The 21,731-nt window shown below is 71.1% G+C and carries 22 protein-coding genes; 8 read left to right on the top strand and 14 right to left on the bottom strand.

The annotated features are described in order from the left end of the window. Window positions 1-75 precede the first annotated feature (75 nt). Window positions 76-849 carry an SDR family oxidoreductase gene (locus IEY55_RS14290; protein WP_189057987.1) on the top strand — a complete coding sequence of 258 codons (774 nt, stop codon included), beginning with the start codon at window positions 76-78 and terminating at the stop codon, window positions 847-849. Window positions 850-859: 10 nt separating this feature from the next. On the opposite strand, the gene IEY55_RS14285 is transcribed toward IEY55_RS14290, so the two are convergent. From IEY55_RS14285 to IEY55_RS14265, 5 genes are all read right to left on the bottom strand, one after another. Then, window positions 860-1,798, bottom strand: a complete 939-nt coding sequence (locus tag IEY55_RS14285) for a 1-phosphofructokinase family hexose kinase (RefSeq protein ID WP_189057985.1) — start codon at window positions 1,796-1,798, stop codon at window positions 860-862. Between the two features lie 34 nt (window positions 1,799-1,832). Next, on the bottom strand, window positions 1,833-2,141 hold the full coding sequence (locus tag IEY55_RS14280) for a hypothetical protein (protein WP_189057983.1): 309 nt from the start codon (window positions 2,139-2,141) through the stop codon (window positions 1,833-1,835). A 15-nt stretch (window positions 2,142-2,156) separates the two neighbouring features. Beyond that, window positions 2,157-2,324, bottom strand: coding sequence for a hypothetical protein (locus IEY55_RS14275; RefSeq protein WP_189057981.1), 168 nt, complete (start codon window positions 2,322-2,324; stop codon window positions 2,157-2,159). Further along, window positions 2,321-3,055 (bottom strand): MFS transporter, encoded by a 735-nt coding sequence (locus IEY55_RS14270; RefSeq protein WP_189057979.1) that lies wholly within the window; start codon window positions 3,053-3,055, stop codon window positions 2,321-2,323. The genes IEY55_RS14275 and IEY55_RS14270 overlap by 4 nt, the downstream gene beginning before the upstream one ends. 167 nt (window positions 3,056-3,222) lie before the next feature. Continuing rightward, a complete protein-coding gene (locus tag IEY55_RS14265; protein WP_189057977.1) occupies window positions 3,223-3,816 on the bottom strand; it encodes a TetR/AcrR family transcriptional regulator in 594 nt (197 codons plus the stop codon). A gap of 241 nt (window positions 3,817-4,057) precedes the next feature. Between IEY55_RS14265 and egtA the strand changes: the two genes are divergently transcribed. Genes egtA through egtD form a run of 4 tightly spaced genes read left to right on the top strand, consistent with a single transcriptional unit; the run spans window position 4,058 to window position 8,406 of the window. Then, window positions 4,058-5,311, top strand: coding sequence for an ergothioneine biosynthesis glutamate--cysteine ligase EgtA (gene egtA / locus IEY55_RS14260; protein WP_189057975.1), 1,254 nt, complete (start codon window positions 4,058-4,060; stop codon window positions 5,309-5,311). 4 nt (window positions 5,312-5,315) lie between these two features. Further along, a complete protein-coding gene (gene egtB / locus IEY55_RS14255) occupies window positions 5,316-6,653 on the top strand; it encodes an ergothioneine biosynthesis protein EgtB (RefSeq protein WP_189057973.1) in 1,338 nt (445 codons plus the stop codon). Window positions 6,654-6,658: 5 nt separating this feature from the next. Further along, window positions 6,659-7,435 carry an ergothioneine biosynthesis protein EgtC gene (gene egtC / locus IEY55_RS14250; RefSeq protein ID WP_189057971.1) on the top strand — a complete coding sequence of 259 codons (777 nt, stop codon included), beginning with the start codon at window positions 6,659-6,661 and terminating at the stop codon, window positions 7,433-7,435. Further along, a complete protein-coding gene (egtD, locus tag IEY55_RS14245; RefSeq protein WP_189057969.1) occupies window positions 7,432-8,406 on the top strand; it encodes an L-histidine N(alpha)-methyltransferase in 975 nt (324 codons plus the stop codon). The genes egtC and egtD overlap by 4 nt, the downstream gene beginning before the upstream one ends. 205 nt (window positions 8,407-8,611) lie before the next feature. Here egtD and IEY55_RS14240 read toward each other — a convergent pair whose 3' ends face one another. From IEY55_RS14240 to IEY55_RS14215, 6 genes are all read right to left on the bottom strand, one after another. Next, window positions 8,612-9,328, bottom strand: a complete 717-nt coding sequence (locus IEY55_RS14240) for a helix-turn-helix transcriptional regulator (protein ID WP_189057967.1) — start codon at window positions 9,326-9,328, stop codon at window positions 8,612-8,614. Between the two features lie 174 nt (window positions 9,329-9,502). Further along, window positions 9,503-11,320, bottom strand: a complete 1,818-nt coding sequence (locus IEY55_RS14235) for an ABC transporter ATP-binding protein (RefSeq protein ID WP_229686371.1) — start codon at window positions 11,318-11,320, stop codon at window positions 9,503-9,505. Next, entirely contained in the window at window positions 11,317-11,736 is a 420-nt protein-coding gene (locus IEY55_RS14230; protein ID WP_189057966.1) for a lasso peptide biosynthesis B2 protein, read from the bottom strand. The genes IEY55_RS14235 and IEY55_RS14230 overlap by 4 nt, the downstream gene beginning before the upstream one ends. Next, window positions 11,733-11,990 carry a lasso peptide biosynthesis PqqD family chaperone gene (locus tag IEY55_RS14225; protein WP_189057964.1) on the bottom strand — a complete coding sequence of 86 codons (258 nt, stop codon included), beginning with the start codon at window positions 11,988-11,990 and terminating at the stop codon, window positions 11,733-11,735. Before IEY55_RS14225 ends, IEY55_RS14230 begins: the two co-directional genes overlap by 4 nt. Window positions 11,991-12,001: 11 nt before the next feature. Further along, window positions 12,002-13,849 (bottom strand): asparagine synthase-related protein, encoded by a 1,848-nt coding sequence (locus tag IEY55_RS14220; RefSeq protein WP_189057962.1) that lies wholly within the window; start codon window positions 13,847-13,849, stop codon window positions 12,002-12,004. 18 nt (window positions 13,850-13,867) lie between these two features. Beyond that, window positions 13,868-13,981: a keywimysin-related RiPP gene (locus tag IEY55_RS14215; RefSeq protein ID WP_189057960.1), complete on the bottom strand. Its 114-nt coding sequence runs from the start codon at window positions 13,979-13,981 to the stop codon at window positions 13,868-13,870. A gap of 271 nt (window positions 13,982-14,252) precedes the next feature. Here IEY55_RS14215 and IEY55_RS14210 point away from each other — a divergent pair, with 271 nt between their 5' ends. Then, entirely contained in the window at window positions 14,253-14,723 is a 471-nt protein-coding gene (locus tag IEY55_RS14210) for a nitroreductase family deazaflavin-dependent oxidoreductase (RefSeq protein WP_189057952.1), read from the top strand. Between the two features lie 160 nt (window positions 14,724-14,883). On the opposite strand, the gene IEY55_RS14205 is transcribed toward IEY55_RS14210, so the two are convergent. After that, window positions 14,884-15,558 carry a ricin-type beta-trefoil lectin domain protein gene (locus IEY55_RS14205; RefSeq protein WP_189057950.1) on the bottom strand — a complete coding sequence of 225 codons (675 nt, stop codon included), beginning with the start codon at window positions 15,556-15,558 and terminating at the stop codon, window positions 14,884-14,886. Between the two features lie 239 nt (window positions 15,559-15,797). On the opposite strand from IEY55_RS14205, the gene IEY55_RS14200 reads away from it, so the two are divergent. After that, entirely contained in the window at window positions 15,798-16,688 is an 891-nt protein-coding gene (locus tag IEY55_RS14200; RefSeq protein WP_189057948.1) for a hypothetical protein, read from the top strand. Window positions 16,689-16,728: 40 nt separating this feature from the next. Further along, a complete protein-coding gene (locus IEY55_RS14195; RefSeq protein ID WP_189057946.1) occupies window positions 16,729-17,016 on the top strand; it encodes an acylphosphatase in 288 nt (95 codons plus the stop codon). A gap of 118 nt (window positions 17,017-17,134) precedes the next feature. Here the strand turns inward: IEY55_RS14195 and IEY55_RS14190 are convergent, their stop codons facing one another. Together IEY55_RS14190 and IEY55_RS14185 are read right to left on the bottom strand one after the other, a co-directional pair. Continuing rightward, window positions 17,135-18,397 (bottom strand): serine hydrolase domain-containing protein, encoded by a 1,263-nt coding sequence (locus IEY55_RS14190; RefSeq protein ID WP_229686370.1) that lies wholly within the window; start codon window positions 18,395-18,397, stop codon window positions 17,135-17,137. A gap of 203 nt (window positions 18,398-18,600) precedes the next feature. Further along, window positions 18,601-21,420 carry an aconitate hydratase gene (locus IEY55_RS14185; RefSeq protein WP_189057944.1) on the bottom strand — a complete coding sequence of 940 codons (2,820 nt, stop codon included), beginning with the start codon at window positions 21,418-21,420 and terminating at the stop codon, window positions 18,601-18,603. Between the last annotated feature and the right edge of the window lie 311 nt (window positions 21,421-21,731).

Here is a 21,731-nt window from a genome sequence, read left to right as displayed (position 1 = left end):
ACCACCGGGTGGTTGCCCTGCCCGGCACCGCGTCATGATCGCGGTTGCCGGGTGCTCCCGTCCTAGCCTGGCCAGATGGCATCCCTGACCGACCGATCTCTGCAGGGCCGGCGGATCCTGGTGACCGGGGCATCCTCCGGCATCGGCGAGGCGGTGGCGCGGGCGGCGGTGGCCGCCGGCGCCTCGGTCGCCGTGCTCGCCAGACGGGCCCACCTGCTGTCCGCCCTCGCCGAGGAGATCGGTGCCGTGCCGGTTCCCGCCGACGTCACCGACCACCCCGCGGTGGCCGCCGCGGTGGACACCGCCGCCGACCAGCTCGGCGGGCTGGATGCCCTGGTCAACTCCGTCGGGATCACCTGGTCCGGGCTGCCGCTGAGCACCGACCCGGCGGTGTGGCGCCGGCTGTTCGACGTCAACGTCGTGGGCACGCTCGCCGTGACCAAGGCGGCCGCGCCCCATCTCCTCGCGGGGGTGGCGCCCAGCGTCGTCACTGTTTCATCCATGTCGGGCCGTCGGGTAGCCGGGGCGAGCAGCGGGGTCTACGCGGCCACCAAGTTCGCGTTGCACGCCCTCGGCGAGGCGTTGCGGATGGAGCTCCAGCCGCGTGGGGTGCGGGTCACCACGCTCGCGCCGGGGCTGGTGCGGACGCCGATCCTGGACGACGTGCCGGACAGCCCGTGGCGCGCGGCGCTGGCCCGACGCATCGCCGAGCTCGGGCTCGACCCGGCCGAGGTCGCCCGGGCCGTGCTGCACGTGCTGTCCCAGCCGCCCGAGGTCACTGTGGTCGAGTACGCGCTCATGCCCACCGCACAACGCGACCACGGCTTCCTGGAACCATCCACCGAATAGACGGGCGGCGTCAGGCGGGCGCGCCGTCGCAGACCGGACCCAGCGGCTCGACCCGCACCACCGGCCGGAACCTGGTCCGGGCCGCAGCGTCGAACCCGCCGGCCAGCGGGTGGAGCACCGCGGCGGCGGACAGCGCGACCGCCTCCCGCAACAGCTCCGGCCACGGCACGCCCTCGGCCAGACCCACGGCCAGCGCGGCCACGCAGGCGTCCCCGGCACCCGTCGGGTTGCCGGCGATGCGCTCGGGCGGGACCGCACGCATGGCCAGCCCGTCGGTGACGGCCAGCAGGCCCTTGTCGCCGAGGGAGGCGACGACCGTGCGGGCCCCGGCCTGGCGGAGTCGGTGCACGCCGGTGAGGGGATCGTCGGTGCAGGCGGTGCCGCGCAGTTCCGTGGCGTTCGGTTTCACCACGTCGGGCCGCGCCGTCAGGGCGAGCCGCAACGGCTCGCCCTGAGCGTCGACGATGGTGCTCGCGCCGTGCTGGGCGGCGCTGCGCACCAGCTCCGCGTAGGCGTCGTCCGGCACGCCCGGCGGCAGACTCCCGGACAGCACGACAACGGAGGCGTCGCGGGCCAACACGGCGAAGCGCTCCATGAACAACGCCCATGCCTCGGCGGGGACCGCCGGACCCGGCTCGTTGAAGACGGTGGCGTCCCCGACCGCGGCGGAGACGACGGTGACGGTCCGCCGGGAGTCGCCGGGAACCTCCACGAACGCGTCGACCAGCCGGGACCCGAGGCCACCGCGGATCGCCGCGCCGGTGGGGCCACCGGCCAGCCCGGTCACCACCGTCGGGTGCCCCAGCTCGGCCAGCACCCGCGCGACGTTCACGCCCTTCCCACCGGCCCGGTGATGGACCTGTCGCACCCGGTGCGAGTAGTGCGGCACCAGCTCGTCGACGGTGTAGGTCGTGTCGAGCGCGGCGTTGAGCGTGACGGTGACGATCACAAGGAGACTCCGGACGGCTCGGGAGACAAACTGTCTACTCGGCGATCGTAGGAGCAGACGGCGGGTACGCACGCGCGCGCATGACCACCCAGCCCACCGCTGCCGCGGCGACCTGCGCAATCGCCACCAGAATCAGAACCGGTCCGCTTCCCCAGACAGGTACGAGGAAACCTCCCGTGGCCGAGCCGAGGGTGGCGGCGCCGATCTTGAGGCCCGCGCCGGTCGTCGAGACCTGGGCGAGCAGGCGGCCGGGCGTGTACCGCTGTCGTGTTCGGATGAGTGCGGGCAGTGTCGGTCCCTCGGCCACCCCGGCGATCAGGGCGCAGGAGGCGAGGAGCGGCACGGACGGCGCGAAGGGTCACAACATCAGCCCCAGCCCGTAAAGCGCGGTTCCGACGTACGCCACGCGCTCCGGTCGGCTTTCCGCCAACCGCGGCGCCACGGCCAGCGTGCCGACGAGCGCACCGATTTCGAGCGCGGCCAGGACCAGCCCCGCGACGCCCTCCTCGCCGCCCAACCTCGTCACGTGCAAAGGGAAGGGAGTGTGATCGCCAGCATTCCCACGGCGCCGAAGCCCAGCATGGTCGTGAGCGTGGCGCCGAACAGTGGAGGTGTGCACCAGAAATGCGTGATTCCGTTACGGACGGCGGCCAGGATCCCCGGACGCGCGTCGTTGTCGGTCCGATCCACGGTCACCGGGAGCAGGCCCGTTCCGAGGAAGCCGGCCAGTGCGAATCCCGCGATCGCCACCATGGCCGTCTCGGGGCCGAGGATGGCTGCGAACGTTCCCGACAGTGCCGGCCCCGTGATCGCGGCGGCCTTGAACGTCGCGGCGTCCCACGCCGTGACCCGAGGCAGCGACTCCGGAGGGGCCAGCCGTGGTAGCAGGCTGCTGAAACCGCCACTGGTCAGGGGGATTCCCGCACCCGCCAGCGCGGCGAGCCCGAGGGGAACCCATGGGTTCCGGCCGGCGAAGAGCAGTAACCCCAACGCCACCAGCGCCAGCACGATCTGGTTGGCACCAAGGGCGAGTCGGCGGTGCCGGGTCCGGTCCAGCCAGGCGCCGACGACCGGCCCGGACAACACGGCGGGCAGCGTGTAGGCCGACAGCGTGATCCCGGCCACCGCTGGATCACCGCGTCGCAACATGAGGGACGTGACCGCGAGCGGGGCCATGTCGTCCGCAAGCCGGGTCGCTCCGGCCGCGAACAGATACCGGGGCACGCCGCGCGTTCGGGCCGGTGCCTCGATCGCCAAAACTGGCTCCCCTGGTCGGAAATGCTCCGCAGGCTGTCATCTGACCATCAAGGGCCGGCTACCGCGCGAGTTTCCATCCCTGGCGCCGGATGAAGGTTGGTCGGGGAGAACCGGAACCGTGGCGGGAAGACGCTGCGGTGGGTGGACTGTCTTTGTCGGGGCGGATTTCAGCCGGAACGCCGGTGCCGGCGTACGCTCTCCTCGACGAGATCGAGGACGGGGTCGAGGTCGTCCGCGGGTAGGCCCATGGCCAGGTGCGAGACCAGGCCCTCCATGACCAGTTCCAGATACGCGGTCAACACCGGGACCTCGACGTCGTCCCGCAGCTTGCCGGCCTCGCGCTGCCGCTCCAACCGGGCCCGGGTGGCCGCGGTGAGCTGCTCGGAGCGCTCGGCCCAGCGCGCCCGGAAGTCCGGATCCGTCCGCAACCGGCGGGACACCTCCAGTCGGGTTCCCAGCCAGTCCGCCGGGTGCTCGCCGACCGGCTCGGAGTGCTCGGCCAGCAGGTTACGCATCACCTGGACCAGGCCCTGCTCCGCCACGACGTCGGCCATCCGGCGGGCGTCGTCCTCGGCGAGCGCGAGGAACAACGTCTCCTTGTCCCTGAAATGGTGGAAGATCGCACCCCTGGAGAGCCCGGTAGCCTCTTCCAGGCGGCGCACCGTGGCGCCCTCGTACCCGTGGCGGGCGAAACAGGCCCGCGCACCGTCGAGAATCTGGCGGCGGCGCGCGTCGAGGTGGTCCTGGCTCACCCGGGGCACACGTCGATCGTCCCAGGCGGGCCCGCAAGATGCAATCCGTACGTACGTCTTGGGGGAACCCGCACCCATCCTCGGTTCCGTGGTTTCAGTCCCCACCAAGAAAGGTCGGGTGGGGGACAGCTCGGGTGCGCGCGTGCGTTCGCGGGCGGTATCGAACGGTGGGGCGCACACTTGTCGGAGGGGTGCACAGACTCCGCGAGTTTGTGTAGCGTCGGGCGAACCGATCACAGGGGGTGGTGGCGTGACCGCGCTGCGTGCCGCCGACGCCGCCGGTGCCGGGTCACGTCGGCTCCGCACCCGGGCGGAGGCGGAAGGCTACGTCGCCTCCGTCTGTTTCAAGCACGGCCCTCCGCGGCTGGTCGGCGTCGAGCTGGAGTGGACCGTGCACCACATCGACGACCCCCGCCGGCCCCTCGACGCCGCCGTGCTGGCCAAGGCCCTCGGCCCGCACACACCCACGACCCTCGTCCCGGACAGCCCACACCGCCCGCTGTCGAGCGGCTCCCTGGTCACCCTCGAGCCCGGTGGCCAGGTCGAGGTCTCCAGCCGGCCCCATCCCACGCTGACCGGACTCATCGACGCCGTCACCGCTGACACCGCCGAGCTGGCGGGGCTGCTGCGCGCGGCCGGGTTGTTCCTCGGCGAGCGCGGCATCGACCCGCACCGGCCACCCAACCGGCTGTTGATGACCCCCCGCTATGACGCGATGCAGACCGCCTTCGACCGCATCGGACCGGACGGCATGATCATGATGTGCAGCACGGCCGGGCTGCAGGTCTGCCTGGACGCGGGGGAGACCGCCCGGGTGCCGGCGCGGTGGGCCGCGATCCACGTGCTCGGCCCGGTCCTGACGGCCGCCTTCGCCAACTCGCCCGTGCGCGCGGGTGTGCGGACCGGATGGGCGTCGGCCCGGATGGCCGCCCTGTTCGGCACCGACCCGCCCCGGACCAGGCCGGCGGTGCTCAGCCCGCAGGATCCGGGCACCAGCTGGGCGCGCCGGGTGGTGAACACCCCGCTGGTCTGCGTGCGGCGGCCGGACGGGCCGTGGCACGCCCCGCCGGGCATCACCTTCGCCGACTGGATCGCCGGTGCCCTGGTGACCCCGCCGACCGTCGACGACCTCGACTACCACCTCACCACATTGTTCACACCGGTGCGGCCGCGCGGATACCTCGAGGTCCGCTACCTGGACACCCAGCCGCTGACCGAGTGGGTGGTGCCGCTGGTGACGTTGGTGACGCTGTTCGCCGAAGAGTCCACTGTGGACGAGGTGTTGCGGGTGGCCGCACCGGCCGGCTCGCGCTGGGTACAGGCGGCCCGGCACGGCATGGCCGACCCCGTGCTGGCCCGTACCGCGCGGGACCTGTACGCGGTGACGGCGGCCGCGTTGCCCGCCATGAAGCTCCCGACCGACCTGGCCGAGCACGTGCTCGACCGGTTGCAGGAGAAGTTCCGACCGACCCGAGGGGCGGGCTCCGACCCGTGGAAGGGGTAGGCCGATGGCACTGGAGGACATGCCGACCGAACGGCTGCGCGCGCACGTGGCCGCCGAGCTGGAACGCACCCGGGCGCGAAGCGCGCTACTCACCGACTCCGTCGACGAGACCGACCTGGTCCGCCAGCATTCGCCGCTGATGTCGCCACTGGTGTGGGACCTCGCGCACATCGGCAACCAGGAGGAGCTCTGGCTCGTCCGGGACGTCGGCGAGCGGGCGCCCGTACGGTGCGATATCGACGAGCTCTACGACGCCTTCAAGCATCCTCGGCGCAAACGACCCGACCTACCCCTGCTCGGCCCCACGGAGGCGCGTGACTACGTCGCCGAAGTGCGGGACAAGGTGCTCGACATCCTCGACCGGGCTCCGTTGGAGGGCAGGAGGTTGGTCGACAACGCGTTCGCCTTCGGCATGATCGTCCAGCACGAGCAGCAACACGACGAGACCATGCTGGCCACGCACCAGCTCCGCACCGGTTCACCCGCGCTCGACGCGCCAGCACCACCGTCCGCCCCGGCCGATGTGCGTAGCCTGCCCGGCGAGGTGTTGGTTCCCGGCGGCCCGTTCACCATGGGCACCTCGACCGAGCCCTGGGCACTGGACAACGAGCGGCCGGCGCACACGGTGGACGTTCCGCCGTTCTTCCTCGACACCAGGCCGGTGACCAACGGCGAGTTCATGGAGTTCCTCGCCGCCGGTGGGTACGACGATCCCCGGTGGTGGAGCGAGCAGGGCTGGGCACACCGGCAACGCGCCGAGCTCGGCGCGCCACAGTTCTGGGAGCGCGATACCGACGGCACGTGGTGGCGCACCCGGTTCGGCCGCGTCGAGCGGGTTCCGCCGCAGGAGCCGGTACTGCACGTGTGCTACTACGAGGCGGAGGCGTACGCGCGATGGGCGCGGAAGCGGCTGCCCACCGAGGCGGAGTGGGAGAAGGCGGCCCGCTTCGACCCGGCCAGCGGACGGTCCCAACGTTACCCGTGGGGCGACGCCGATCCCACCCCGGAGCACGCCAACCTCGGCCAGCGCCACCTGAGCCCCAGCCCGGCCGGCAGCTACCCCGAGGGTGCCTCACCGCTGGGAGTGCGCCAGCTCATCGGTGACGTGTGGGAGTGGACGAGCGGCGACTTCCACGGGTATCCGGGGTTCGTCGCCTTCCCGTACCGCGAGTACTCGGAGGTGTTCTTCGGCCCCCGCTACAAGGTGCTGCGCGGCGGGTCGTTCGGCACCGACGGTGCGGCCTGTCGCGGTACCTTCCGCAACTGGGACTTCCCCATCCGCCGGCAGATCTTCTGCGGGTTCCGCTGTGCCCGCGACCCGCGCCCGGGTGAGCTGGAGTAAGTCACGTGTGTCGGCATCTGGCGTACCTCGGCCCACCCGTGTCCCTGGCTGAGTTGTTGCTGCAATCAAGTAACTCGTTGTTGCGACAGTCGTGGGCACCCGGCGACATGCGCGGCGGCGGGACCGTCAACGCCGACGGTTTCGGCGTTGGCTGGTATCCGCCCGATGGCCGGGAACCCGTGCGGTATCGCGTCGACCGTCCGATGTGGAGTGACGTGAACTTCGCCGCACTGGCCGAGGTGACCCGTTCCCCGGCCGTGCTGGCCTCGGTACGGTCGGCGACCATCGGCATGCCCGTGGTGGAGACGGCCGCTGCGCCGTTCTCCGACGACGGGTGGCTGTTCGCGCACAACGGAGTGGTCCGGGGCTGGCCGGAGTCGGTGGCCCACCTCGCCGGTGAGGTGCCGGTCGCCAACCTGCTGACGATGGACGCGCCGATGGACTCGGCGTTGTTGTGGGTGTTGTTGCGGCACCGGCTCCGCAAGGGGGCGGACCCGGCCGAGGCGGTGACGAGCCTGGTTGCGGACGTGGCGGAGGCGTCGCCGATGTCGCGGCTGAACCTGCTCCTCACCGATTCCGAACAGATCGTGGCGACGACGTGGACCCACTCGCTGTGGACCCGGGTGGGCCCGGGCCGGGTGGAGGTCAGCTCCGAACCCGGCGACGACGATCCGGCCTGGACCGAGGTACCGGACCGTCACCTCGTCCTCGCCCGACCGTCCGAAGTGGATCTCCGCCCGCTGGCCGAGGCGGCCGGCGGCCCGACGACGGGAGCGAGATGACCGAACCGCTGCTCACCGTGCACTTCACCGAAGCCGACGCCTCGACCGCTCTGCGCTCGGAGGCTCGCGCGGGGCTCACCGACCATCCGAAGTGGTTGTCCCCCAAGTGGTTCTACGACGCGCGCGGCAGTGAGCTGTTCGAACAGATCACAACGTTGCCGGACTACTACCCCACGCGCGCCGAGCGCGCCGCGCTCACCGCGCACGCCGCTGAGGTCGCCGCATTGACCGAGGCGGTGGAACTGGTCGAGCTCGGCTCGGGGTCCTCGGCGAAGACCAGGCTGTTGCTCGACGCCCTCACCGTCGGTGGTCGGCTGCGCGGTTTCGTGCCGTTGGACGTGTCGGCATCGGCGTTGCGCGGTGCGGCGGACGCGGTGGCCACGGAGTATCCCGGGCTGGCTGTGCACGCTGTCGTCGCCGACTTCACCGAGCATCTTGCGTTGCCCACGGCTGACGGGCGGCGGCTGGTCGCCTTCCTGGGCAGCACGATCGGTAACCTGTTACCCGAGGAGCGCGCCGCGTTCCTCAAGGGACTCCGGGACCTGCTGCGCTCCGGGGAGTTCCTGCTGCTGGGCACCGACCTGGTCAAGGACTCTGAGGTCCTGCTCCGCGCGTACGACGATCCGGCCGGGGTGACCGCGGAGTTCAACCGCAACGTGTTGCGTGTGCTCAACCGCGAGCTGTCGGCCGACTTCGACGTGTCGTCCTTCGACCACCTCGCGGTGTGGGACGCGAAGCGGGAGTGGATCGAGATGCGGCTGCGTGCCCGCCGCGACATGCGGGTCCGGTTGGACGTGCTGGCCCTGGACATCTCGTTCGCCGCAGGGGAGGAGATGCGGACCGAGGTCTCCGCGAAGTTCCGGCCGGAACGGGTGCGGGAGGAACTGGCCGCGGCCGGGTTCGTGGTACGCCGGTTCTGGACCGACGAGAAGGGCCTGTTCGGCCTCTCGCTGGCCGAGGCGGTGGGATAACCCCGGGCCTCGCGGACCGAGACTCCGGTCGTCGGCCTTCCGGCCCCCTAGACCGGGCGCAGCCGGTCCCGCCCTGTCCGGCTGCGCAGGGGACGCCATCGTGGTATGACCTGCAGGACAGGGGTACGTCAAACCGAGAGGTGCGGGTAGGACGTCCGAACCGATTGCGGCGCCAAGAAATTCCGGCACCGCAACCGGGGGCAGATCATGGGCCCGCCGTGCCTGCCGGCGTGCCATCGGGCGACAACACACCGCATCCGGCGAGGCGGAAACCCAACGCCATCCGGGAGTTGGTGCCATAGCGCTGTTGCAGCCCGGACACCACGGTACGCACGGTCCGTGCGCTCACACCCAGCCGGGACGCCACCTGGTGATCGGTCGCGCCCCGCACGAGCAGGCTCGCCACCTGCTGCTCCCTGGCGGTGAGGCCGGAATTCTCGTGAAATGTTGGTGGGAATCGCCGGGAATTGGCCCACAGCTGCGTGAACAGGTGGAGCCACGGGGTGGTCAGGGGGTGACGCAGCAACAACCCGCCGCCCCCCAGGCCCACACCGGCCAACGGAACCACGGCGTACCGGTCGTCGAACAGAATTATCCGGTGCAACGGGTCCGGGTGGACCCGGACACGCACCATCCCCGGTGCCGCATCGGCGAACCGGGAGCGCAGCGCGAAGCACCTTGCCGCGATCGGGTCGATCAGAACATGACTCACTTTCCCCGGTGTGATCTCGGGCAGTGCCGTCTGGTCCCGGTCCTGCTGCTCGTCGCCACCGCCAACCGTGCTGCGCATCATGGTCGCGGTCGCGGCCAGCTGGCTGATCCGCCGTGCGACCAGGGTGGGATCGAGCACCTCGACCAGATCGGTGGAGTGGTGGAGCCGCCGCGTCGAGGTCTCCAGTAACACGTGGTTGTCGCCCCTCATTCGGTGCGGCCGGGCAACGCGGCGCACATTCGCCTGATGCGGCCTGAAGAGAACGCTGCCGATGATGACATCGCCATCACTTGTAGCAGAATTGCCTGCACCGCCCAAGCTTCCGTTGATTCGGCAACGATATGCGAGTGGCCTATTGATCATCCTGTGATCTGAACGGGTGAGCTATCCGGCGCAATGCCGGTCCACCGCCGCCGTGGGGTCACCGAGTGACTCGCCGCCCGCGCGAGCCGGTGCCAGCCGACCCTCGGCCAGATCGCGGTACCGCGTGCTCGTCGCCATCAGCTCCTCATGGGTGCCGGTCACGGCCACCCGTCCACGGTCCAGCACCACGATCCGGTCGGCCCGCCGCACTGTCGACAACCGGTGCGCGATCACCAGGAGCGCACATTCCCGCCGGACCTCGGTGATGGTCGCGGCCAGCGCGGCCTCGTTGATCGCATCCAGCTGGGAGGTCGGCTCGTCCAGCAGGAGCAGGGAAGGGCGCGTCAACAACGCGCGTGCGATCGCGACACGTTGCCGCTCCCCACCGGACAACAGGATTCCGCGTTCTCCCACCACTGTGGACATTTTGTCCGGCAACCGGGACACCAGACCGTCCAACCGCACCAGCCGCAGGACCCGCTCGATCTCCGCCTCGTCGGCATCCGGTACGGCATAGGTGATGTTGTCGCGCAGGGTGCCGTGCAGGACCGTCGCTTGCTGGTCCACCAGGGCGATGCGGGAACGGCAGGCCGCCCGCCCGAGCTCGTCGGCGGGTCGGCCATCCAGCAGGATCCTTCCCCGGTCCGGATCGTAGAACCGGGCAACCAGGTTGAAGACCGTGGACTTTCCCGCACCCGACATGCCAACCAGGGCGACGTGCGAGTGGGGTGCCACCGTGAACGAGACGCCCCGCAGCACACCGCGTTGGTCGTACCGGAACCACACGTCGTCGAACTCCAAGGCTACGTGGGCGTTCCTGCCCGTACGCCCCGGCCGCACCGGGGCCGGGGCGTCGGTCTCCACCGGCAACCGGAACACCTCGTGGACACGTTGCAAGGCGCCCAGCGCCCGGCCGAACGTGCCGGTGGCCTCCAACACCGACGCCAGCGGCATCACCAGGTAGGTGGCGTAGAGCAGGAACGCCACCAGGTTGCCCAGGGAGGTCGCCTCGGCGCCGACCCGGATGCCACCCACCACCAGGACGAGCAGGAACGACCCGTGCATCGCCAGCTCGACCGCCGGGCTCATGACCGAGGCCAGCCGGGCCGCCCGTACCCCGGCCACGTAGGCGTCCCCGGCCCGCGCGGTGACCCGACCGGTCTCACGATCCTCGGCGCGGTTCACCCGCACCGTCCGGATCGCGCCCAGCGCGCGTTCCAGCTCCGCGGTCATGGCACCGACACTGCCCTGCGCCGCCTCACTTGCCGACCGCAGGCCGGAGAACACCGACAGGACCAGCAGGGCGGCAACCGCGACGACCGCGGCGACGACCAACGACAACACCGGGTCCAGCCACACCATCAGGGCGATGGTTCCGACGGCCGTCATCGCACCGCTGACCACGTCGACGAAGCCCTGCGCGACCACGTTCCGCAACGCGGTCGTGTCGGCGCTCACCCGGGAGACCAAATCGCCGATCCGGTGCCGGTCATAGACCTGGATCCGCAGCCGCAACAGGCGATGGACCAGACGGCGCCGCAACCCGAGGACGATCCCTTCCCCACATCGCTCCAGCAGGAAGCGGCCGAACGCGTTGACCGCGGCCTGCGCCGCGAACAACGCCGCCAGCGCGCCGAACAGTGGCCACAGCGGCGGGCCGGTGCCAGCCCGGTCGATCGCCTCCCGGGCCAGCAGCGGCTGCATCAGCCCCAGGCCGGAGCCGAGCAGGGTGAACAGGACTGCCCCGGCGATCGCCACCCGCTGGCCGAGGACCAGCCGTACCAGGTCGCGCCACCCCGCACGGTCACGACCGGGCGGCTCACCCTGGCCGGAGCTCACCGGGGCGGCACCGTGATCAGCCGGCTGAAATACGTGGCCGGCACCTGTTCCCCGACGAGTTCGCCGTCCGCCTCGACCCAGGCGTGCGCGCCGAACGGCGGGACGATCCGCACGCCGACGCACCAGGTCGGCCAGTACCCGGACCACCGGCACAGCAGTGTGGTCGCCAGCGACCGTGGCAGGCAGCCGCGCGGCCCGGCGCAGCTCAGGCTGACGGCCTCCGCCGCATCCCGCGCCCTCTGCGTCTCCGCTGCCGTGGCCGGCCGGGCACCTCGGCGGAGCAGGTGGAGCACCGTCCGGATACGACGGGGCGGGAGCAGGGCCAGCAGCTTCGCCGCCGTCACCGCCGTGCGGGCCCGCAGCCGGGTCCCCAGCCGCAGGCCGCCGGGCCGGTTCAGCGCGCCCGGCGTCGTCACGACGTCACCAGCCCCGCCGCACGCAACCCGTCGACCAGGTCGGTCACGTCCCGCTGCGCCTGGTCGGCGGTGACGTCGAACTCGGTGGCCAGGGCGAGGGCGGCCTCCTCGGTGCTGTCGCCGGCGAGCAACATCCGCACCACCAGGGCACCGGTCGGGTTGAGCTGCCAGTACCGCCCGTTGCGCTCGTCGAGCAACACCGTGCCGTACTCCGTCTCCGTCGTGGAGACGTGCGCGCGGAACCGAAGGCCCAAGGCGGGTTCTCCTAATGAGTCGGGGCCGCGGGTGCCGGAGCGGTGCGGGACGATTCCAGCGCGCGCAACCAGACCTCGCAGGCGATGGTCGAGTACAGGATCGCTTCCTGAAGTTCGGGGGTGTCCGGGCGCTGCGCCAGGGCGCGGAGCCGACCGGCGTCGACCAGACCGAGCTCGGCCAGCCGGGAGTCCGTCCACAGCGCGAGGAGGTCACCCCGGTGCTCGCGCAGCCCCTGGGCCGCGTCCATCGCGGCCTGCGCCTTGCTCCGCCGCCGCAGGCACTCGTCCGGCACGATGCCCCGCATGGCCGCCACCAGCAGCGGCTTGTACTGCCAGGGCGTGACCCGCTCGTCCGGCCGCACCGCAAGGGCGGCCTCGACGACCCGGTCGTCCAGGAACGGGTGCGCCATCGGCAGCCCCACCCGCGCGGCCATCTGGTCCCACTGCCGCAGGATCCGGGTACAGCCCAGGATCTGCTCCAGGTCGACGTGCTGGCCGTGGCCCTCGGCAAGCGGCTCGGCGGCCTCGGCGGCCGCCAGGATGACCTCCCGGGCGGCCCGCTCGGCCTGCGGGGTGACCCAGTCGAACAGCCGTGGCGGCATGCCCCACCCGAGCGCCACCTGGACCGAGGACGGCCGCTCGGCCCGCAGCGTCCGCACCGAGTCGGCCAGCCAACGGCGGTAGGAACGGCCGTCGGACAGTGCGCGGAGCATGCCCGCCGTTGGCCAGGTGAACAGCGCGCGGAACCCCCGCAGCTGCCGCAACGCGAAGCCGGGTTGCCGTCTGACCAGGTCGTGGTAGTGCGCCTCCGAGCACCAGGCGATGTGGTCGCCACCGATGCCGGTCAGGTGCAGCCGGCTGCCATGAGCAGCCAGCCGGGGAAGATGGCAGAGCACCCGCGCCCGGTCCATCACCCCGATCGTCGGCTCGTCGAGCCGGTCGTCGATCTCCAGCAGCCCGGCGTACACCAGCGGGGACTCCTCGGCCGGCCACACCAGGTGCTCGACAGCGGGCAGGTGCGCCGCGGCCCGGCGGGCCCACGCCAGGTCGTCGTCGGCCGGGTCCCGGCCGGGCCACGTGCTGGCCAGCACCCGGGCGTCCCGACCGGCCAGGAAGCAGATCGACGTCGAGTCCAGGCCGCCGGACAGGTCGCAGCTGAGGGCGCCGCCGGCCCCGGCGCGAACACGGACCGCGGTGGCGAGCGCCTCCCGCAGGCGTGGTGCCCCCTCGGCGAGTGCGATCGTCGGCTCCGGCGGATACCACCAGCGGGAGACCCGGGTCGTTCGGCTGTCCGCCGCGACGGTCACGCAGCAGTCGGCCGGAACCCCGGACACCCCTCGCCACAGTGGGGTCTCCGGCAACGGGTGGGGGGCGGGCCACAGCAGGCGGGCCGCGATCTGCCGCTCGTCGAGCGCCGCACCCGCCAAGCCGCCGAGCAGGTCGGCGCGGTCGGAGAGCACCGTGATATCGCCGACCATGGCGTGGAAGACCCGCCGCAGGCCGGCGGCATTGCCCTGGGCGCGCAGCCGTCCGCCGTGCGCGGCGAGGAGGTGGAAGGTGCCCGGGAGACGCCGGGCCAGCCGGTCGAGGTCGGCGAGGTCACCGAGCCGCTCGGCCTCGTACCGCAGCTCCTCGGCGGTGACGGGGCAGCAGCCGAGGACGGCCAGCCGGGTCGGGCCCGTCTCGGCCACCCGCAGTGAACTCTCGCCCCAGCGGCCCACCAGCCAGGGCCGGCCCGACGCATGGGCCACGACACGGGGTGCCCGCAACGACGGGGCCACGGCGAAGGCGGCCTCGTGGTCCGGCAGGACCACGAAGTACTCCTCGCCGTGGCCCGTCGCCTCGTTCCGGACAGGCATGGTCTGCGGAGGACCCGCTCAGTTCTTGCTGAGGATCAGCCGGTCGTTGCCGTTCTTCTGGAGGAGTCCGGTGGCCTGGCGGAAGGAGCCGACCTCGATGAGCACCGGGGCCTCGTAGACCTTCTTCTCCATGCTGTTCCCTTCGTTTGGCGGGTTGGGAGCCGACTGGCGTTCCCGGCTGGTGGTGCACCGCAGCCGTCACCGAACGTAACCGCGGCCTGATCCGCTGGCCAGGCACCGGGGCCTTCCGGAAGTGGCAGCTGCCGCAACCGGAAGACGAGGTTTGCCGGCCGGTGGCCGCGTCAACAGCGGCCACCCGCTGCCCGGTGGGAGGCGTGACCGAGGCCGGGAACCCGGCACGCACCATGGCGGAAGCGGACGTCAGGGGCTTCAATGAACGCCCATGAGCCTGTTGATGAAGCTGGGCCAGCGACTCGGCCAGCAGGAGTGGCTGGCCTCCGTGGGGCGCAAGCTGGTTCCCCTCGACCTCGTGGTGCAACGCCGCACCCGCGGCAGGGTCAGCCTGCTCGGGCTGGTCGGGATCCCACCGGTGGTGCTGACCACGACCGGGCGCCGCAGCGGCAAGCCCCGAGAGGTGCCGTTGCTGCCGGTAAAGTTCCGCAACGGCTACCTGGTCACCGGCTCCAACTGGGGGCAGGCACACCATCCCGCGTGGAGCGAGAACCTGCTGGCCCACCCCGATGCCGAGATCCTGTTGCGGGGCAGGCGGATCCCGGTGCGCGGCCGGCTCCTCGAGGGTGCCGAACGCGCCGAGGCGTGGGCGGCGATCACCAAGGTCTGGCCCGGCTACGACACCTACGACGAGCGCAGTGGTGACCGGCAGATCCGGGTCTTCCTCCTCGAGCCGCGATAAGCGACCGGTAGGACTCCACCGGGAGAACGGCGCCCGAGACTCCGTGACTCCGTGGTGCCGGGACGTGTCCTGGCAGTGGGACGTTTCTCGCTGCCGCCGGTTGCCCCCTCCCACCGGGGCGGAACCGCCGCCCCGGCAGGGGGAGAACCGCTCCCTCTTCTCACCCGGCCTTGGGAAGACCGACGAGGATCCAACGGTTCTGCGGGGCACTGGTGTCAATCGCACCGCAGGAGACCTGAACGATTTGCTGCTGCGGGCTGACGTTGCCGCCGGCGGGCGCGACACACTTGAAGTGCACCGAACCGTCGGGCTGTCGGTGCACCACCTTGAGCACGACGTCGTTCCCGTTGGGAGACTTGTCGAACAGGGCGATCTCGGCGCTGTCGTTCGACGAGCCGCACGGCACCTGCGACAGCGGGGTGTTGTCCGCCAGGTTCTTGCCCGGCACGCCGTAGCACATGCTCCGGTCACCGACGTTGCGCGGCTTCAGGAAGGCCGTCCGGGAGTCCTCGGGGTTCACGCAGATGTCCATCTGCTGGTGTTGACCCCCGCCGAACTTGGCCAGGTTGGCCTTCCCATCCGGGCCGATCTCGGTGACCAGGTGGTGTTGCTGGCCGTCGGCCGGGTCGGTCCACGGCTTGGCGCTGGTGAGGATGTCACCCTGCGGGGAGCACTGCTGCCGGTCCTGCACCCCGGCCCCGACCCCGGTGCCCGCCGACGCGCCCTCCGGCCCGGACTCGGCGGCGGTCGCGCCAGTCGTCGGGAGAAGGGCGGCGGCGCCGAACAGGAACGTGAACACCAATCCCTTGCGGGCCAGGGACGTCGACTTCTCCAACTAGCCTTCTCCTTTCTGGCTTTCCCACGTCCGGCAGCCCCGAACCGGGTGCCGTGTCGGCAATGGCGACCGCCGGGAGCCGCGCGGAATTCGGTGGGGAGGACGCGAGGGTTCCGGACTGTACGGCGGTGATCGTCGGCAGGTCCAGGTGAGGAAGCGCCGGCGACCGATAATCAGCCGGTTGTGGGATCACCGCCCCGGGCTGCGGTTGGGGCCACCGGGACCGAGACTGGTCCGTCATGGGTCAGGATCGCCTGGGGGAGATCGCCGACGAGGTCTACGGGGCGTCGCCGGAGGGGTTCGTGGCGGCCCGTGACCGGCACGCCGACGCCGCGGCCGAGGCGGGAGAGACGGAGCTGGCCGCCGACGTGCGGCGGCTGCGGAAGCCGACCCGGGCCGCCTGGGCGGTCAACCTCCTGGCCCGGCAACGCGGCGACCTGCTGGACCGCCTGCTGACGCTCGGCGAGGAGCTGCGGGCCGCCCAGCAGGAGCTACGGGGAGAGGCGTTGCGCCGGCTCAACCGGCAGCGGCACGAGGTGCTTTCCGGGCTCACCCGCCAGGCGCGGCAGCTGGCCGCCGACGCCGGGCATCCCCTCTCCGGCGACGCCGTACGGCAGGTGGAGCAGACTCTCACCGCGGCCCTGGCCGACCCCGACGCCGCCGCGGGGGTTCGGTCCGGCCGGCTCGACCGGGCGCTGGCCGGCGATTCCGGGTTCGGTGCCCCGCCCACCCGACCCGCTCCCCGCGCCGGAGGAGCAAAGCCCCGGTCCACCGCGACCGGCGCGCGGAAAGCGCCAGCATCGGACCGGAAACGAGGCGGGGACGAGCTCGACCGGCAACGCCGCGGGCGGATCGAGACCGAGCTGGCCGAGGCCCGGCAGCGGCTGCGCGACGCCGAGGCCGAGGTGGAGCGGGCCCGTAGCGAACTGGCGGAGCGGGACGCCGAACGCGAGGAGGTGCGGCGGCGTCGTACCGAGCTGGTGGCCGAGCTGGGGGAGCTGGCGGAGGAGCTGGCCGGTATCAGGGACCGGCGGCAGGAATCCGAGCGGCGCGTGCGGTCAGCGGAGCGCACCGCCGGCACGGCCCGCAGGCGGGTGGACCAACTCGCCGGGCGGCTCGGCCAGATCTGATCCAGCAGCCACCGGTCCACCCGTCGTACCGTCTTGGAACATGGTGCGCAAACACGTGATCGTGTCCGGCCTGGTCCAGGGCGTCTTCTTCCGGGACACCTGTCGGCGCACGGCCATCGAGCACGGCGTGTCGGGGTGGGTGCGCAACCTCCCGAACGGGGATGTGGAAGCGGTCTTCGAGGGCACCGACGACTCGGTGGAACGGTTGGTGGGCTGGGCCCATCACGGCCCGCGCGGCGCTGACGTCCGAGAGGTCGAGGTCCGCGAGGAGGCGCCTGAAGACCTCCGTGGCTTCGAGATCCTTCCCACACCGCGAGGCTGGGCCTAGCGAGGGCGAGTGGCTCGTCGGCCCGGACAACGGGCATGCCCCTGGTGGGCAACGGCGGAGGTCGGAACGGCTCGCCGGTGGACGTCCCGGGAGACATCCACCGGCGAGCCGGTCGGGGCTAGCGAAGGTTCGGCCGGAGGTCCTGGGACTGGGCGGCGTCCGGCTTGGCCGGCGTGGTCTTGCCGCACACCGCCAGGTTCATGATCTTCAACACGGGGGTGAAGAACTTGGCGGCCGCGTCGGGGTTGTCGAGGTCCACCGCTCCCGTGGTCACGGACATCTGGAAGCGCTTGCTGAGGTCGGCGTTGCCGTACAGGAACGAGACGTACCCGTGGATGCCACCGCCGTGGCCCAGCATGGTCTCTCCGCACTCCAGACCCAGCGTCGTCTCGGCCAGGCCCAGGCCGTAGCCCTCGACGGGATTGGTCGGACGCATCCTGCGCATCTCGGCGAGCAGGTTCGGCGGAAGGAGCTTGCCTCCGAGCAGCGCGGAGATGAAGGTGTCGAGGTCCCTCGTCGTGGAGATCACCTCTCCCGCGCCGTAGGCCCACGAGGGGTTCAGCCTGGTCGCGTCGACGACCTGCAGCTCGCCCTCCCGCTGGAAGGCGTGGTAGCCGTGCGCGTGCGGGCCGGGAATCGTGGTGCGCGTGCCCGGAAGGCTCGTCTGCCACATCCCGAGCGGCCACAGGATGCGGTGTCGCATCTCGGTGGCGTAGGACCTGCCGGTCACCTTCTCGACCAGCAGCCCGGCCAGGACGTAGTTGGTGTTCGAGTACGACCAACCCTGGCCCGGCTCGAACCGGGCCGGCTTGGACAGTGCGAGCCGCACCAGCTCGTCGGGCTGGTAGGTGCGGAACCGGTTGTCCACGAAGTCCTGGCCGAACAACGGGATCCCGGGCTCAACGGTGCCGTCCTCCTTCGACTCGCCCGTGTAGTTGAAGATCCCGCTGGTGTGCTGCAGCAACATGCGGACGGTGATCCGCACGTCGAGGCCGAACCGTGGCAGGTAGCGGTCCACCGGGTCGTCCAGCCCGATCTTTCCCTCGCCGACCAGCTGCAGCACCACGGTGGACAACATGGTCTTGCTGATGCTGCCGATGCGGAATCGACCGTCGGTCGGTACCTTCCCACCGCCGCGAAGAAGGCGCGTTCCCTCGCTGCCGGTCCAGTCGCCCCGCTCGTTGTGCACACGCACCTGCACGCCGACCGCTCCGGCCGCGACCAGCTCGCGCATGGCCTCCCGTAGCTCGGAGCGGTCATGCGTGGCCTGCTGGCCTACACCGGTCGCGTCGGGTGCTGCGACGGCCGTCGTCACGGACACACCGGTGAACAGCGCGGCGGCCAGCACCGCGCCGGTGAGCCGCCGAATGCTCAGTCTCAAGAGATCTCCTCCCCAGTTCGATGTGGCCAGATCATGACCCCCATCGAAAGCATCATCGATCACTGGAGCGCACGGCGCATCCCCTTTCAGGAGGAGGTCGTGTCATTCTTCGGAGCAGGAGCTCCGTCAATCGGGCTAAGGGAAGAAAGAAAACGGGGACGTCCACAGTGGACGTCCCCGCTCCTCGATGCGTGTGCCGGAGGTCAGCTCCGTAGCATCTTGCGCAGCACGTACTGCAGGATGCCACCGTTGCGGTAGTAGTCCGCCTCACCCGGGGTGTCGATGCGGACCACCCCGTCGAACTCCACGGTGGAGCCGTCGTCCTTGCGCGCGGTGACCTTCACCGAGCGCGGCGTCTCACCGTTGTTGAGCGCGGTGATGCCGGCGATGTCGAAGGTCTCGGTGCCGTCCAGGCCCAGCGAGACGGCCGACTGGCCCTCCGGGAACTGCAGCGGCAGCACACCCATGCCGATTAGGTTCGAGCGGTGGATCCGCTCGAAGGACTCGGCGATGACCGCGCGCACGCCCAGCAGGCTGGTGCCCTTGGCGGCCCAGTCGCGGGACGAGCCGGAGCCGTACTCCTTGCCTGCCAGCACCACCAGCGGGACGCCGGCCCTGGCGTAGTCCGTCGCCGCGTCGTAGATGGTGGTCTGCTCGCCGCCGTTGAGGAAGTTGCGGGTGAAACCGCCCTGCACGTCGTCCAGCAACAGGTTGCGCAGCCGGATGTTGGCGAAGGTGCCGCGGATCATCACCTCGTGGTTGCCGCGGCGGGAGCCGTAGGAGTTGAAGTCCTTGCGCTCCACCCCGTGCGCCTGCAGGTACCTGCCGGCCGGCGAGTCGGGCTTGATGGCGCCGGCGGGCGAGATGTGGTCGGTGGTGACCGAGTCGCCCAGCAGGGCCAGCACCCGTGCGCCGGCGATGTCGGTGACCGGCTCCGGCTGGTCCTGCATGCCCTCGAAGTACGGGGGCTTGCGGACGTAGGTGGAGTCGTCGGCCCACTCGAAGGTGTTGCCACTCGGCGTGGGCAGCGAGCGCCACCGCTCGTCACCGGCGAACACGTCGGAGTAGCTCTGCGTGAACGCACCCGCCGACATCGAGGAGGTGATGACCTCCTGCACCTCCTGCGGCGACGGCCAGATGTCGGTCAGGTAGACCGGCTTGCCCTCGCGGTCGGTGCCCAGCGGCTCCCGGGTCAGGTCCAGGTCCATGGTGCCGGCCAGCGCGTAGGCCACCACCAGCGGCGGGCTGGCCAGGTAGTTCATCTTGACGTCGGGGTTGATCCGGCCCTCGAAGTTGCGGTTGCCGGACAGCACCGACACCACGGCCAGGTCGGTCTCCTGCACCTTCTGCGAGATCTCCTCCGGCAGCGGGCCGGAGTTGCCGATGCAGGTGGTGCAGCCGTAGCCGACCAGGTGGAAGCCCAGCTTCTCCAGGTACGGCAGCAGGCCGGCGCGCTCGTAGTAGTCCATGACCACCTTCGAGCCCGGGGCCAGCGTGGTCTTCACCCACGGCTTGCGCTCCAGCCCGTGCTCCACCGCCTTCTTGGCCAGCAGCGCCGCGCCGATCATCACCGACGGGTTGGAGGTGTTGGTGCAGGAGGTGATGGCCGCGATCGCGACCGCGCCGTGGTCCAGCTCGCAGGTGGTGCCGTCCTCCAGCGTCACCAGGGTCGGTGCGCTGGGCCGGCCCTGGGTGTCGACCGCGGCGGAGACGTACGGGCGGGGCTTGCCGGCGCCGTTCTCCTCGTGACCGTAGGTCGGCGAGTCGCTGGCCGGGAACGACTCGGCGGAGGCCTCGTCGACCGGCGAGTCCGACGGCTGCGTGGGCGCGTGCGCGACGTAGTCACCGAGTGCGGCCCGGAAGGCCGGCTTGGCGTCGGTCAGCGCGATGCGGTCCTGCGGCCGCTTCGGTCCGGCGATCGAGGGCACCACGGTGCCCAGGTCCAGCTCCAGGTGCTCGGAGTAGGCGGGCTCGGCCTGCGGGTCGTGCCACAGGCCCTGCTCCTTGGCGTATGCCTCGACCAACGCCACCTGCTCCGGGCTGCGGCCGGTGAACCGCAGGTAGTCCAGGGTCTCGCTGTCGATCGGGAAGATCGCGCAGGTGGAGCCGAACTCCGGGCTCATGTTGCCGATGGTGGCCCGGTTGGCCAGCGGCACCGCGGGGACGCCGGAGCCGTAGAACTCGACGAACTTGCCGACCACGCCGTGGTTGCGCAGCATCTCGGTGATGGTCAGCACCAGGTCGGTGGCGGTGGCGCCGGCGGGCAGCTCGCCGTGCAGCTTGAAGCCCACCACGCGCGGGATGAGCATGCTCACCGGCTGGCCGAGCATCGCGGCCTCGGCCTCGATGCCGCCCACGCCCCAGCCCAGCACGCCCAGGCCGTTGACCATGGTGGTGTGGCTGTCGGTGCCGACCAGGGTGTCGGGGTATGCCTGGCCGTTGCGGGTCATGACCACGCGGGCCAGGTGCTCGATGTTGACCTGGTGCACGATGCCGGTGCCCGGCGGGACGACCTTGAACTCGTCGAACGCACTCTGGCCCCAGCGCAGGAACTGGTAGCGCTCCTTGTTGCGCTCGTACTCCAGGTCGACGTTGCGCTCGAAGGCGTCCGGCCGGCCGAAGATGTCGGCGATGACCGAGTGGTCGATGACCAGCTCGGCCGGGGCCAGCGGGTTCACCTTCGCCGGGTCGCCGCCCAGGGCGGTGACGGCTTCGCGCATGGTGGCCAGGTCGACCACGCACGGCACGCCGGTGAAGTCCTGCATGATGACCCGCGCCGGGGTGAACTGGATCTCGGTGGCCGGCTCGGCGGTGGGATCCCAGTTGGCCAGCGCGCGCACGTGGTCGGCGGTGATGTTCGCGCCGTCCTCGGTGCGCAGCAGGTTCTCCAGCAGGACCTTCAGGCTGTACGGCAGGCGCTGCGCGCCCTCGACCGCGCTGAGCCGGAACACCTCATAGGAGGCGTCGCCGACCTGCAGCGTTCCGCGCGCGCGGAAGCTGTCCTTGCTCGCAGGTGCAGTCACGTCTCACTCCATCTCGCGACGGGCCGCAAAGTCCGGGAACTTGCCTTCGGGGCGAAGTCTCGCGCACATCGTGGGGATGTGCTTGCGGGTGCCCACTCGACCCAAACAGTACGCTTGTCCTGTATTGGTGTTCAAGTAGGGGTGCCCGCGTGTTGGGATACCTCCCGGCGGGGCATCGTGCACATCCGGTGGCCACCTGCCTCGGCCTAAATCGTTCTACATCTCGTCGTGGCTGGCCTGACCAGGGCGGACGCCCGATTGATCGGGTCCACTCACCGGGTCACGCTCTGTCCACTGTGTCCGAGACCACT

It is taken from the genome of Longimycelium tulufanense, assembly GCF_014645795.1.
In the GTDB taxonomy this organism is placed as follows: Bacteria; Actinomycetota; Actinomycetes; order Mycobacteriales; family Pseudonocardiaceae; genus Longimycelium; species Longimycelium tulufanense.
This window is presented reverse-complemented; position numbering and strand designations above follow the sequence as displayed.

What these genes read in the sequence shown, in the direction of transcription:
- IEY55_RS14290 (WP_189057987.1), top strand. Translation starts at nt 76, where the DNA reads ATGGCATCCCTGACCGACCGATCTCTGCAGGGCCGGCGGATCCTGGTG.
- egtB (WP_189057973.1), top strand. Translation starts at nt 5,316, where the DNA reads ATGGCACTGGAGGACATGCCGACCGAACGGCTGCGCGCGCACGTGGCC.
- egtD (WP_189057969.1), top strand. Translation starts at nt 7,432, where the DNA reads ATGACCGAACCGCTGCTCACCGTGCACTTCACCGAAGCCGACGCCTCG.
- IEY55_RS14240 (WP_189057967.1), bottom strand. Translation starts at nt 9,328, where the DNA reads ATGAGGGGCGACAACCACGTGTTACTGGAGACCTCGACGCGGCGGCTC.
- IEY55_RS14220 (WP_189057962.1), bottom strand. Translation starts at nt 13,849, where the DNA reads ATGCCTGTCCGGAACGAGGCGACGGGCCACGGCGAGGAGTACTTCGTG.
- IEY55_RS14215 (WP_189057960.1), bottom strand. Translation starts at nt 13,981, where the DNA reads ATGGAGAAGAAGGTCTACGAGGCCCCGGTGCTCATCGAGGTCGGCTCC.
- IEY55_RS14210 (WP_189057952.1), top strand. Translation starts at nt 14,253, where the DNA reads ATGAGCCTGTTGATGAAGCTGGGCCAGCGACTCGGCCAGCAGGAGTGG.
- IEY55_RS14200 (WP_189057948.1), top strand. Translation starts at nt 15,798, where the DNA reads ATGGGTCAGGATCGCCTGGGGGAGATCGCCGACGAGGTCTACGGGGCG.
- IEY55_RS14195 (WP_189057946.1), top strand. Translation starts at nt 16,729, where the DNA reads ATGGTGCGCAAACACGTGATCGTGTCCGGCCTGGTCCAGGGCGTCTTC.